Source organism: Pelagicoccus mobilis (assembly GCF_016595505.1).
In the GTDB taxonomy this organism is placed as follows: domain Bacteria; phylum Verrucomicrobiota; class Verrucomicrobiia; order Opitutales; family Opitutaceae; genus Pelagicoccus; species Pelagicoccus mobilis.
In genome coordinates, this window is the sequence record NZ_JAENIL010000001.1 from 101,366 (window position 1) to 115,850 (window position 14,485).

At 55.3% G+C, this 14,485-nt stretch carries 6 protein-coding genes; 5 read left to right on the plus strand and 1 reads right to left on the minus strand.

Annotated features, from left to right (window positions below; all coding sequences use genetic code 11):
- Nucleotides 1-578 precede the first annotated feature (578 nt).
- Nucleotides 579-3,992, minus strand: coding sequence for a TonB-dependent receptor plug domain-containing protein (locus tag JIN87_RS00325; protein ID WP_200353501.1), 3,414 nt, complete (start codon nt 3,990-3,992; stop codon nt 579-581).
- A 262-nt stretch (nt 3,993-4,254) separates the two neighbouring features.
- Here JIN87_RS00325 and JIN87_RS00330 point away from each other — a divergent pair, with 262 nt between their 5' ends.
- The 5 genes from JIN87_RS00330 (at nt 4,255) to JIN87_RS00350 (ending at nt 14,438) form a co-directional block, all read left to right on the plus strand.
- On the plus strand, nt 4,255-8,175 hold the full coding sequence (locus tag JIN87_RS00330) for a hybrid sensor histidine kinase/response regulator transcription factor (RefSeq protein WP_200353502.1): 3,921 nt from the start codon (nt 4,255-4,257) through the stop codon (nt 8,173-8,175).
- Nucleotides 8,176-8,447: 272 nt separating this feature from the next.
- A complete protein-coding gene (gene galB, locus JIN87_RS00335; RefSeq protein ID WP_200353503.1) occupies nt 8,448-10,946 on the plus strand; it encodes a beta-galactosidase GalB in 2,499 nt (832 codons plus the stop codon).
- A 53-nt stretch (nt 10,947-10,999) separates the two neighbouring features.
- The gene (locus tag JIN87_RS00340) at nt 11,000-11,893 is read left to right on the plus strand and encodes an AraC family transcriptional regulator (protein WP_200353504.1); all 894 of its coding nucleotides are present in this window, start codon (nt 11,000-11,002) and stop codon (nt 11,891-11,893) included.
- Between the two features lie 72 nt (nt 11,894-11,965).
- Nucleotides 11,966-13,126, plus strand: coding sequence for a mandelate racemase/muconate lactonizing enzyme family protein (locus JIN87_RS00345; RefSeq protein WP_200353505.1), 1,161 nt, complete (start codon nt 11,966-11,968; stop codon nt 13,124-13,126).
- 193 nt (nt 13,127-13,319) lie between these two features.
- On the plus strand, nt 13,320-14,438 hold the full coding sequence (locus tag JIN87_RS00350) for a glycoside hydrolase family protein (protein ID WP_234033160.1): 1,119 nt from the start codon (nt 13,320-13,322) through the stop codon (nt 14,436-14,438).
- Nucleotides 14,439-14,485: the final 47 nt, after the last annotated feature.

Sequence of the window (14,485 nt, forward strand, 5' to 3'; positions counted from 1 at the left end):
CGACAAAACGTTTAAACATACCCCGTTTTGACGTGGGATGCAGATTAACAAAAAAAGTCCTACAACGTTAGGAGCATTGTAACAAAGAGTCCCCGTACAGAGGGGAATTTCACTCTCACGGGAGTATCCGTTACAAATCTCATACTCCAAATGACGGTACCGCCCACTCCAGCCCCTCAAGCAGGCAAACGAAGTCCCCAAAATCGCCACGTCACCTACCACCACCGCCTCCAAAGGTAACGTCCATCGCCCCCGATGGACACCCAGCACCCCTCCCCCCAAGCTCCCCCGGGCTTGCGCAAAATAATGTCGAACGTTCGACATCATTCTGCGCAAACGCAGAAGGGCCAAGCCCCCACCCTCCTCAAAAAAAGTCACCACCAAATACAGCTGAAGAGAACCCAACCGTTGTCCCGCCTTTGGGCGGCAACCCTAAGCAACAGAAACCGATAAGCCCGCTGAAGCGGGAACACCAACAGTCTCGCCTCAAATAGCAATCCACTGGATTTGGCGATGAACCCCAAAAAAGCCCGCAGGCTGATAGGCCTGCGGGCTTCGTTCGAATAAATAACTACAACCTAGAAATCGATCGTGGTGGTCAGGAAGACACGCTTTTCAACTGGTGCGCGAACGATCGCGAGCACGCCATCCGGATTTGTCACGACTGGGATCGGATCGTCGTCGCCAATCAAGTTCTGGAAGTTGAGCTGCAACTTGAGCGGGAGACGATCGCCGCTGACCTTGGTCTTGTAGCTGAGCCAGAGATCGCCGTTGAAGCTGTCTCCACCGAAGTAAGCATTGTCCAGATCCGGTACGAGCACGTCCACTTCGTTGCGGATCAGAGGATAGCCCGTCGCTACATCATCTTGCCAACGAAGCGCGCCGCCGATGCCGAAGCCCTTGAACTTGCCGTCGTTGAACGTGTAGTTGGTCGCCGCATTCCAGCGCCACTTACGAAGCTCTTGAGCCACCGTGTTCTCCTTGGAGAGAGCCGAGTAGTAGGCCTGCACCGCATTGTTGGTCCAACGACCTTCAACCGTACCGCCTTCACCTGGCGTATCAGCGATTCCCCAGAGTCCGAGATCCTTCAGATTCTGAGTCACCTCAGCCACGAATGGACCTTCGAGCGCTAGACCGTTGCCGAAGACGCTCTCCGCCTTGGAAACGTTGAAGGACATACGCCAGTTTTTCTGGATGTTGTAGGTCAACTCCATTTCGAAGCCCTCGGAAATCGCGCTCGAAATGGTGCTCATGCCCTGAGGCGTATCCCAACGGAACTCCTGGTTGCCCTCTTCACCTTCCATGCGAGTGTTCCATTCCTCGTTGAGAGGCCAAGACTGCTGGAAGGCGTTGATCACTTCGTCGAAGGAGTTGAAGCTGCCCAAACGCTCTGGAATGTAAACCGCACCCTCCTTATCAGGACCCGCGCCGTTTGGACCGTACCAAGCGTAGTCTTCGAACTGGAGACCGCTTTCCTGGAAGGACTGGTTCTTCGCGTTGGTCCAGCGTTGAGCGAGAGCGATCGGCCAACGGAGCTTCCAGAGGTCGCCCTGCATGTTGCTGTTGGTGATATTGTCGATCGAAGTCTCGTACCAAGTGAAGCGAGCGAGCGCCTTGTCGTTGAACAAGCCAAGGGTGAATCCGTACTCCTCGGTCTGACCCGACTTGTGAGGGATCACGTCATCGTTGATGTCACGACGGAGATTGGCAGGATTGTAGTTCTCGGACTCCACGTAGTGAGCGCTGAGCGAGGAGACAACCTCCCCTGTCCAATCCAACCACGCGTCCGGCATGTGAGCCGCAAACTGAGTGGTAGTGGTGTCGCCAGTATCCTCCAAAACGGGATCCGCTTCGGAGAGCATGCCTGTAGTGCCATCAGCCTTGCGCCAACCATAAGTATAGGCGTCGTCGGTGTAAGCGAAGGTCACTGGATCACGGAAGTCGTTGTTCTTGATGTCGTACGTTGTCGAATCATCTTCACGCCAACCGTAGATCGCGGAAACATGGCCATCGAGGAACTTACCTTGAACCGTGTAAGCCTTGGACTCGAGCTCCTCGTGCTTACCACCTGGCCACTGCAAGAACTCCTGCACGCGAATGGTGCTGTAGTTGAGCGTCTTGGTAACCTTGTCGTAGTAGTAGTTCGTGTACTCGTCGCCGACCTTCGGCTTCTGCATATTCAAGTAACCTTGGTAGAGGCGAAGATCGTCAGGCGTCTCCGCATCGAACTGAGGATCGCCCACGTAGGTCATGAAGAACATGCTTCCGCCCCAGGAACCTGGCTTGTTCTGGTTCTGCACGAAACGTTGCTCCGGATCGTGGGAGTCATCCCACGAGAGACGCCATGAACCGTTTTCAGTGTGGCGCTCGTAGTCGTTGAGCAGTCCCATGAATGCGTACTTACCAAGGTGCTTGGTCCAGCCATCCTGCTCGGTGAAGTCCAAGTTGTAGTAAGCGGTCAACTGCATGGTGTCGCGCTCGTCGAAGTCGAACTTCTCCGGATCCCACATACCGGCGATCATCGGACGGCCGAGATTCGGATTCGGCTCGCCATTCGCCTTATACATGGCGGTGTCGATGAGGATGGAGTGGTAACCGGCACGTCCCAATGGGAAGTGACGCTCGGTGTCCTTGCGCTGACTATCGAAAGTCAGCTTCACACCGAGGTTGTTGTTCATCATGTTCTGCTCGAGAACGACGTTGTACACATCGTAGTCGTGATTCGCATACTGAGACTCGCCTGGTATATGGTAGTTCATCCAGTCGAAGACCTCACGATTCTGAATCGTCAGCTTCTTAAAACCTGGGTAGTCGCGCCAAGGATTGTTGCTGCTCGAACGAAGCGGCATAGTAGGCGTCTTGCGGGTGCCATCAGGGTAATCGTAATCGTAGCCACCGAGGTTACCGTCGATCACCTCAACGTCACGCATCAAACCAACGCCTGGCAGGCCTGTATCCGCATCCCCGTAAACGACCACGTAGGAATTCCAGATATTTGGCTGGCTCGCGTACTTGTTGCCCGGAGTCGTGTCCGTCTTGTAGAAATCGTCGAACACCCAACGGTCCGCGTAGTCCGCCGCGTAGTCAGGGCCACGGTCGACACCGACCATCGCATCCGCCGCTGGCGAACCAGGAGGCTGCCACCAAGTAGAGTATAGATCGCTCGGAGGCATGACGTTCGGAGGCGTGCCACGCACCTTCACGTCCTCGTAATTCGCGTAAATCATAGTCGGCTCGAAGAACTCGGACTCCTCGTTCTTGAGGACCTTCCAAGTCGCCGCGATGGTGAAACGCTCGTCCTTCTCGAAAGTCGGCTTCTGCTTGAAGTTGATCTCCTCCATCATCCCCATGAAGCGGATGGAGAGGCGATCTTCCAGAATGACCTTGTTGTAATCGAGAGTCGTGCGATAGGAGCCGCGATTGCCGATACGGAACTGAGCCCGACCATCATCGCTGTTCAATTGCGCCCGCTTGATCTTGTTTTCGATGATACCACCTGGCTCGCCGATACCAAAGAGAATGGAGTTCGGACCACGACTGATCGTAACACGCTCAGTATTGTAGCTATCGAAGCCCATCGGCGTCAGGAAATAGTCGCGCGTCGCCGCCGCAGTGGAAAGACCACGTACACGGTTGTTACTCTGTGGAGAAGAGCGAGCGTTACTGTTGCCGTCTTCATTGTCGGATGCGATGCCTGTACCTGCGAAGTTACCGACCGCGCCACCGATTTCGGTGCTTACAGTGTGAACCAGCAGATCCTCGACCGTCGTCGTTCCAGTGTCCTCCATGAATTCAGCCGTAATGACTGAAATCGCAGAGCCGACATCCTTCAGCTCGGTCTTGAGGCGGGTACCCGCGAGCGTAGAAGTCGCACGGTAGCCTTCATTGTCGTCGCTCGTTACCGTGAACGGGCTGAGTTCGAAGATTTCGTCTTCATCGTCCGACTCCTGTCCGTAAGACAATGGAGCCATCAACAGGGCAAGCGCTGCCATCGAGGCAGGAGCACGCCACAGGGTACTACTAGATATAGGTATCCTATTCATATATGGGTTAGCCGGGTTTGATTGGGGGGTTGTAGTTTTGACAGCCCGAGCTGAACTCGGGCCCAAAGGCACCCCTAATCTACCATTGGTTCGAGTTGCGAACAATCGAAGTCTTGAGCCGAAAGATAGACTTTCTGAACCGCAGCGATCGATAGCTCTTGCTTGCCATAAATCTCAAAGCGTGGATTTTACATTCTCCCTCATCAGACCCATGTCTCTAGCAAACACGATACGGACATTTTTCCTCCTCCCCATCCTGCTTCACCTAAACTGGAGCGCAGCCGCCCCCTACACGCCCACCAGAGCTCTCGCCATCGCCAATCCGACCCGCTGGATCGAGCTCGAACCTCTGAACCAGTTCAAACTGAATACAGGGACCGAAGCCTTGGACGGCACCCTCTTCTTCGCCACGGACCAAGAGCTTATCGAATACGACGGCTACCAGACCAAGGTCCACCCCCTTCCAGACCAATCCGAGTCCAATCTCATCCGCCAAATCTACGCTTCGCTGAACGGACGTATCTACATTCTCACGACAGCCGGGCTTTACTCATTCGAATCCGGCGAATGGAAAGTAGAACAAACCGCCGAACAGACGCTGCAAAGCACTCAGCGGCGTTTCGCGACCAGCCCGCATGGCCTCGAGTTCGTGATTGTCGAAAACCGGCTCTACCAGATTAAAGGATTCGAAATAGAGCTCTTCGACCAGATCCCAAACCAAATCGCAGAGATCGCCTTCGACCGAAAGAACCGACTTTGGATCTGCGACGTCGAAAGCGCCGAACTCGCAAGCTTCCAGTTCGACCACAACGACCTCAGCCTTCCGCTCGAGACCGAAGCCTACCGAATTTTCCCAGGCGAGCAATTTCTCCCGCGCATCGTAGCCTCCCCCGATTCAGAGACTGTCTGGGCAATCCACACAAGCACTGACGCTGCAGCGTATCGATTCTCCAATACATCCAAGCAGTGGATCGAAGAAACAAGCAACGAACTCAATAGCGACAGAGCCCACGTCACCGGGATCTCGCCCTCCACGCAAGAAGCCCTCATTTTCACTAAAGCGGCCCTTTTTTACTACGCCGAAAACGAATGGCGAGCCATCCGCTACCCAGAATTCAATCCCCCCAGCAACAACCAGTTCTTCTTCATCCGCCGCAACGGAAACATCGTCGTAGGCGGCTACGCCGAAAAGACGCACGAAATCCTGTATTCAACTGAAAAATACGAGAACTACACAGGCCTGCACTTTCAATGCGATGGCAACAACCAGTCGCGCTGGTTTCTCTCAGTCGAGGGCTGGATCATTGAAAACGATCCCCTCTATCGCACGTGGACACGTCACACCGGACAGATCATCGACACTCCCCTGTCCCTGTTCCGAGACCGCGATGGCGTAATCTGGGCATCCGGAGCCCACGAGGGCGAAGCCGCCGTCTGCTACTACGACGGAACAAGCTGGAAACTTCAAAAACACCCCAGCCTAGGCAACTTCATCTCCCATCTTTCAGCTTACCAACTCTCCGACGGCCGCGTCATCTTCGGCTCTGGCGACGAGATCCCTGCCTCTCGCGTGCACGGGGCAGTCGTGTACGAAAAATCTGGAGACAGCTACAAGACGAGCACTTACGGCCCCCCTTTCATTCGCACCCGTCCTGTCGGTTTCGCCGAAACGCCTGACGGCGGTCTTTGGTTCGGAGGCGTGGCTCTCGGTCGCACTCAAAGTTCCCTCAAGTCAGAAGCTACCGCACCGCCTCCCTTCGGCAGGGAACGCTGGATCGACCACCTGTCCCTCGATAGCGAAGGACGACTCTGGGCCGCCCTCTGGGAACGCGGACTCTACCGCTACGACGGGGAATCATGGATGCAAATAAGCGCCCCTGATCAAATCGCCAGCAACCAAGTAGCCTACATTCTAAACGACAAGATCCGCAAAGACTCTCTCTGGGTCGCCACCGACAAAGGCATCTCTCACTTCGACGGCACCGGATGGCATCCAGCCGCGCTCCCAAGCAACAACCGGTTCAGCCGCGAAGGCGGCACCCTGAAGCAATCCAGCGACGGAGCCGTTTGGGTCAACCTCGCCTCCCGAACTTGGTACTTCCGGCACACCCCCAACTTCCAAATCACCAAAGCCCTCTACAACAGCTTCGGAACCATTCGCCACAAGCTCGACGGCGAGCCTCCACGCGTACGCATCACCTCCCCCCTCATCGAGTCCACCTCGCCCGCCAACGTATTCGTACAATGGAGCGGCTCCGACCGCTGGTCCAACACCCCCGAGTCCGAACTTCGCTACTCGTACCGGATCGACGACAACGATTGGTCACCCTTCGACAAGCAAACCAACGCCGTCTTCCTGGACCTCACCAGCGGCGAACACCGAATCCAAGTACGAGCCATGGACCTCGACGGAAACATCAGCGAAGTCCCCGCTCAAACCACCGCCACCATTATACCACCCATCTGGCAACGCAGCTGGTTCATCGCCATCGCCTTTGTCATCCTCATCACCTTCATCGTCCTCATCGCCCTGCTCTACAAGCAGCGTATCCGCCACATCGTACAAATGGACGAGTTCAAGCTGCAGTTTTTCACCAACATCTCACACGAACTGCGCACACCGCTCACCGTCATCCTCGGCCCGCTCGAGAGTCACCTCGCCAAGATGTCAAAAGGCGAGGATCGCGGCCCTCTCGAGCTCGCCTACAAAAACGCCCGCAAAACCCTCCACCTCATCGACCAGCTGCTCGACTTCCGCCGAGCCCAGACCGACAAGATCACCCTCAACCTCGCCCACGCCGACCTGGTCTCCACCGTCCGTGAATCCGTAGAACTGATACGTCCGCTCGCCGACGACCAATCCCAGACTCTCGAACTTCGCTGCAACCAAGAGGCCAGCTTCGCCTGGTTCGATCCCGAAAAGATCGACCGTATCGTCAACAACCTCGTTTCCAACGCCATCAAGTATACCCAGAAAGATGGCATCATCTCCGTACGCCTCACTCTCGCCGAGGACGAGGAGGACGTATTCGCCGAGATCATCGTCGAGGACAACGGCAGCGGCATCCCAAGCCGTAAAATCGACAACATCTTCGAGGTCTTCTACCGAGCCGGCAACGCCCCCAGAAGGCGAGTCCGCGGCTCCGGCATCGGCCTCGCCTTCACCAAAACCATCGTCGAAGCCTGCAATGGCACCATCAACGTCGAAAGCCCCATCACTCGCGTCGACGGCAAACAGCAAGGCACCCGCTTTACCGTCTCCATCCCGCTGAAGACGCACAACCTCGACGCGCCCCCAAGCGCCGAGACCATCGAAAACGTCAACGAAGCCATCGACGAGATCGAATCCAGAGATCCCGCCACGCGGGAGAAGCCTTGTCTCCTCCTCGCCGAGGACGATTCGGACATCCGCAACTTCGTCTACGGAGAACTCAAGGACAGCTTCGACATCACCACCGCCCAGGACGGAGAGATCGCCTGGAACCTCGCCCAGAAGCTGATTCCAGATATCGTCGTGACCGACGTCATGATGCCCCAGATGGACGGCAAACAACTTTGCCGCACCCTGAAGTCCGAGCCCCTCACCTCGCATATCCCGGTAATCATGCTCACCGCCTTGAAGTCAGAGCACCACGAGCTCGAGGGACTTGAGCACGGCGCCGACGCCTATCTCACGAAGCCGATCCGGATCCCGCTGCTAAAGCAACGTATCCAGAATCAGCTAGAAACGCTCAAAGCCAACCAGCAACGCTTCAAGAGCGCCCCTCAGGAAGAGCCCATCAAACCGGCCGAACTGACGAGTAATCCACTGGACGAAAAGTTCCTGCAAAAGGCGATCGGCTTCGTGGAAAGCTGCATGGACGATCCCCTGCTCGACGTCGAATCGCTCGCTCGCGAAATGGGCATGAGCCGCATGACCCTCTACCGGAAAACCAAAGCGATCACCGGCGAGACCCCCAGCCAATTTATCCGCTCATTGCGAATGAAGCACGCCCTCACCCTCCTTCAAAGTCGCGAATTCACCGTTTCAGAGGTCGGATACCGAGTCGGATTCAGCGACCTCAGCTCCTTCAGCAGCACCTTCAAAAAGCACGTCGGACGCTCCCCCAGCGAGTTCCTGCAGGGACAGTAGATGTTACACACACCCTTCATGGCGTGTCGCATCAGGTAACGAAGACTGCAGCTCCAAAGGGAAGCCCAGAGGCTAAGACGTTAGCTATCTGACAGTTACAAAACCCGTAACATTTACTCAAACGAATGTGACGGACGCCTAAGCCATTTTCTCGGGTATTCATCTAAAATAAGGGCGAACTAGAAACTACGCCCCACCAACCCTTTGATTACCTGCACGTCTCGGCGACGCGAAACCTACCCCTTGTCTCGCCGGTTCATAGATTTCGATCGATGAGCACCCCTTTCCTCAAACTCCTCTGCGCGATTATGGCACTATCCAGCGTTGGAATCCCCTCAGCAGACGCCAACGGCGCAATTCGAACTCGCGACTCCTTCAACGAAGGCTGGCTCTTCCAAAAAGGCGATCTCCCCGACGCACGCTTCCCAGAGACCGACGATTCCTCCTGGCGCAAGCTCCGCCTCCCCCACGACTGGGCCATCGAAGGTCCCTTCGACGTAAAGTACAACGCACGCTCCGGCGGTCTGCCCTTTCATGGGAAAGCCTGGTACCGCAAGCACTTCTCCGTCCCCATGGACAAGAAAGGCAAAGTCGTGACCCTCGAGTTCGACGGGGCTATGAACAACTCCAAGGTCTGGGTCAACGGCCACTTCCTCGGCGAACGCCCCTTCGGCTACATCGGTTTCGCCTACGACATCACCAAGCACCTTCGCTGGGGAGACGACCAAACAAACGTCATCTCAGTAAGCCTATCGCCAGAAGATCTCTCCTCCCGCTGGTATCCTGGAGCCGGACTCTACCGCAACACTTGGATCAACTACACCAACCCCGTGCACGTAGCGCGTAACGGCACCTTTGTTACAACGCCCAAAGTCGATGATTCATCCGCTCAAGTGGATATCGCCATCGACGTGAACAACCAATCGGGAGCGCCCGCCAAGATCGAACTCCGCACCCGAATTCTAGACCCGGAACACCGCCCTGTCGTAAGCAAACGCACCGGTCCCTTCCAAATCACTGGCGAAACCGGCTCCTACGAGCAAACGCTCAGGGTGAAGAAACCCGCCCTCTGGGATCTCGACACTCCCCACCTCTACACCGCCGAAACCACCGTTTTTGTAGACGGCAAAAAGGCCGACCTCTATGAAACCACCTTCGGAATCCGCAGCATCGCCTTCGACAAAGACACCGGATTTTCCCTCAACGGCCGCAAGGTCGAACTCAAGGGCGTTTGCCTCCACCACGACCTCGGCCCGCTCGGAGCAGCCGTCAATTGGCGAGCCACCGAACGGCAGCTCCAAATCATGAAGGAGATGGGCGCCAACGCTATTCGCACCGCCCACAACCCTCCCTCACCCGAGCAACTTGAGCTTTGCGACAGGTTGGGTATCCTCGTACAAGTGGAAGCCTTTGACTGCTGGGAAGAGGCCAAAGTCGAAAATGGCTACAGCAAATTCTTCGACGAGTGGCATGAGAGAGATCTCCGCGATCTCATTCATCGGGATCGAAATCATCCCTCCGTCATCATGTGGAGCATCGGCAACGAAATCTTAGAGCAGTTCAAGGGCAACCGCGGGGCAACGATCGCCAAACGCCTCAACCATATCTGCCACGAAGAGGACGCAACACGTCCCACAACTGCCGGCTTCAATTACTACCCCAAGGCTATCGACAATGGCCTAGCTGCGGAAATCGACATTGTCGGCCTCAACTACAAGCCAACCAAGTACAAGGAAACACTCGACCAACACCCCGACTGGATCGTCTATGGCTCAGAGACCTGCTCGGTTGTCAGCTCCCGTGGCACCTACCATCTCCCCGTTGAAAAGTACGAGAAGCACGAGTCTCTCGAAGTCACCAGTTACGACATTGTCGGACCGAAGTGGGCTTATCCGCCCGATATCGAGTTTCACTACTTGTCCGAGCTTCCACAAGTGCTAGGCGAGTTCGTTTGGACAGGATTCGACTACCTCGGCGAACCGACTCCTTACGGCGGCCGCGACAACAGTACAAACGGTTACTGGAATGACGACTGGCCAGCTCGTAGCTCCTACTTCGGCATCGTCGACCTCTGCGGCTTTCCCAAAGACCGCTACTACATGTACCAAAGCCAATGGTCGGATGAACCGATGGTACACCTCCTTCCACATTGGAATTGGGAAGGCCACGAAGGCCAAACCATCCCCGTCTACAGCTACACGAATTGCGACGAGGCGGAACTCTTCCTCAACGGAAAATCACTCGGCCGCCGTATCAAAGGCGTAGATACCTCCGAAATCTTCGTTAAGTTCAACAGCTTCGATGGCCCAACCTTCAACTCCAAGTACCGACTCTCCTGGGAAGTCCCCTACCAGCCGGGCACCCTAAAAGTAGTCGGCTACAAAGACGGCAAAGCCATCTGCGAAAAATCAATTTCCACCGCCGCTACAGCAGCTCAAGTCTCCCTCTCCCCAGATAGAAAGGTGATCAAGAGCGACGGCTACGATATTTCATTCATCACGGTCCGTATCGAGGACCAAGACGGCAATCTCGTTCCCGAGAGCGACAACCTCGTAACCTTCGAGATCGAAGGCCCTGGGGAAATCGCCGCCGTCGGAAATGGAAATCCAGCTACTACAGAATCATTTCAGGCGAGCCATCGCAAAGCCTTCAACGGGCTCTGTATGCTCTTCCTGAAATCCAAGCCCGGAGAGTCCGGTTCCATCAAGGTGACCGCCCACTCCCAAGGTTTGACCTCAGCTTCGACCTCCATTTCGGCCGAGGCTCTTTGAAACATCACTAAATCAAGCTAGCACCCCAATCAAATTAACCAACGCCTAAGACTATGAATATGCCCCAATCTCAAGTCACAAAGCCTAGTTTTATCGCGCCGAAGATCGAAAAAGGAGAATACTACATTCTCGATCTGGACGCAGATAAGAAAGAATCGTTCACCATCGCATGCGGTGGCCTCGAACAGTGCTCTCTAGACTACCAAGTCGAACGCAACCACTTCAAGTATTTCGGAATTGAATACATCGTAGCAGGCACCTGCGAAATTACCCTTAACGGGGAGAAGTACGAACTCTCCGCCGGCAGCCTCTTCTCCTACACACCGAACTGCCAACTCAAGATCACCAACACCGGAGACACTACCCTCGTAAAGTACTTCGTCGATTTCTCTGGCGACGGCAGCGAGCGCATTGTTCAGAACCAGATTTTCCAACGCCCCGGAGTGCTAAAGCCCGAATGCACAAAATGGATAGCCCATGTGTTCCAAGAGCTCCAAGAGTGCGGCACCCTCGCCTACTCACAGTCACAAGAAATCTGCAGCCACTTGCTAAACTACCTCATCGTCCGTCTCGACTCGGTAGACGTGCAGGAGAAGCCACATTCCACCCCATCCTACGCGACCTTCGAGGCATGCAAGTCGTATCTGGAAAGCAATTACTCGAACATCTTCAGCGCTCATGAGGTCGCAGACATGTTCCACATCTCGCACCAGTATCTTTGCCGCCTCTTCAAACGCTTCTGCGATGAAACACCGTCACAGATGCTGATCCGCTTGAAACTCATCCGCTCCGCCCTGCTACTCGAGCAAGGAAATCTTTTAGTAAAAGAAATCGCGGAGAAGGTTGGCTTCGAGGATCAGTACTACTTTTCCAAGCGTTTTAAGAGCTATTTCGGCGTATCGCCACGTGGATACGCAGCTTCAAGCAAGGAGACGCTGATCGCTTAAGAGCGTCCACCGCCAAAAGTTTTGCTTGCCGAAAAAGACGGAGCATGTCCCCGTTCCGTTCATCCCCTACCTATGAAGCTCGCAAAAATCGAATGCTTCCCGGTCTTTATCGGGCACGGCAACCAACTGATCGTCAGACTTGAAACCAACACCGGCCTACACGGCTGGGGTTGTTCCGGACTCTCCTCCCGGGAACTCGCCGTCGTCGGAGCAATCGACCACTTTCGCGACTTCCTGATCGGCAAGGATCCGCGACGCATCGGAGCGATCTGGCAGGAATTGTATCGCGGTCAATATTTCGAGGGAGGCCGCGTGCTAGCCGCTGCCATCTCCGCCATCGATATCGCTCTGCATGACATCAAAGGCAAAGCTCTCGGCGTGCCCGTCTATGAATTGCTCGGAGGAAAACAAAGAGACTACGTCGACTGTTTCGCCTCGGTCGCGTTTACAACGCCCGAAGACCTCATCCAGAAAGCGAATACATTGCTAGATGCCGGCTGGAACACTTTCCGCCTCAACTCCGCAATCTACGATGAAAGCGGTGAAGAGAGCATCTTCGAACCCCGCGAATCCATTTACCACACCTCGGAAGCGATAAACACCCTCCGCAAAGCGGTCGGGTCCAGGCCTACGATCGGACTCGACTACCACCATCGACTTACCGTTCCCGAAACTGTCTCATTCATCCAACGACTTCAGCCTGCAGCGTTAGACTTCCTGGAAGAGCCCATTCGCGACGAAACGCCTGAGGCCTACAAAGCTCTCCGCTCCATGGTGGACGTCCCATTCGCCATCGGCGAGGAATTCGCCAGCAAATGGCAGTTCCGCCCCTACATCGAGGGCGGTCTCAGTCAGTTCGCCCGTGTCGACGTCTGCAATGTTGGCGGTCTCACCGAATCGATGAAAGTCGCTGCCCACGCCGAGACCCATTACATCGACCTCATGCCCCACAATCCACTCGGGCCCATTTGCACTGCGGCGACCATCCATCTCGCCGCCGCAGTTCCAAACTTCACTTGGCTTGAGGAACGTCATTCTCCAGTCGAAAACCTCAACGCCAACGACTCCGAATTCTACCCTGAACAACCCAAGCTCGAGGGGGCGCGCTACCCGCTGCCCACCAGCCCTGGTCTAGGAGTTGAGTTCAACGAAGAAATCGCCCGAAGCAAAGAGTTTCAGATGCGCGAAGTCCCGCGTCTCTGGCGTAGTGACGGATCCTATACCAACTGGTAATCAGGCCGAATCTCTCGCCCTAAATCGACGTTCATCCTCATTTCGTGTCACTTGTTACGCGGTTAATAGCCCGTGATACGAATCCGAAACGCATTCGGCCAAGGTCTCTGATATAACCTTCGTTGCACACGCGCGTACCGGCTAATAGCGGTCAGACCAGACTGCATGCGCGTTCCTCAACAACCCCATTTCAATGTCAGATTCCCAAACTGTGAACAAAGAAGGGATGGACGGCGGCAAGTTCGGCGACGTTCCACTCTTTAACCGTGAAAAGAAAATGTCCGCTCTCGCCGAGCGACTCCGTCCGGTAGGACGCATCCTGGAAGATCCAGACTATAACGTCTGGGGGTGCTCCCCAATCTATGACGAGCAAGGACGCGTCCACGTATTCTACTCAAAGTGGAAAAACGAGTACGGACACTATGGCTGGGTGGCAGCTTGCGAAATCGGGCACGCGGTAGCGGACTCCCCCGAAGGTCCCTATACCGATCTCGGCACAGTCCTCAAGGGACGCGGCGGCAACCATTGGGATTCTTGGTCAATCCACAACCCGACCATCCACAAGGTCGGCGACAAATATGCCCTATTTTACATGGGTTCCGACGGCTCGGATCTCGGAGTAACACTCGAGGACATCGGAAAGATGAGCACCGAAGAGTATCGCCCCTACTTCCACAAACTTGTAGGTTCTAAAGCGGTCGGCCTCGCTATCGCGGATGACCTGAACGGCCCTTGGACACGAGTTAGCGATGAAGGTCCGGTCGTTCCTAAAGGCCCAATCCCTTCCTGGGATGACTTCGTCACCTCCAATCCTGCATTTCTCCAACACCCAAATGGCCAATGCTGGCTTTACTACAAGGGGTGGGATGCGGAATCGGCAGCCGCGTTCAACGGAAACCGAAAATACGGCATATCGATCGCCGACAAGATCGAAGGTCCGTACACGAAGCACGAGAACAACCCAATCATTGATTTCTCCACCATTCACCCGAAGGTCCAGTGCGAGGATGCCTATGTCTGGATGCAGGATGGAAAGTTCAACATCATCCTTCGCGACATGGGATTCTACAATCACGAGTACGGCATCACAATGCAATCGGACGATGGCGTAAACTGGTCCGAACCGGAAATCGCCTTCCTCGACGCACCGACCTACTTCGACGAAGAAATGCCAGGTCTCGATCGCGAAGGTCGCTTTGAACGGCCCCAGCTATTGCTCGGACCAGATGGCCCGACCCATCTTTTCTGCGCGTATCGAGGCGGTAAATACAGGACTTCGAGCGGCGTCGTTCTAGCGATCGATCCTCAGTAGACAAGTAACCACTCAAAAAAACTGTAGGGCGGGGCGTCGACCCGCCT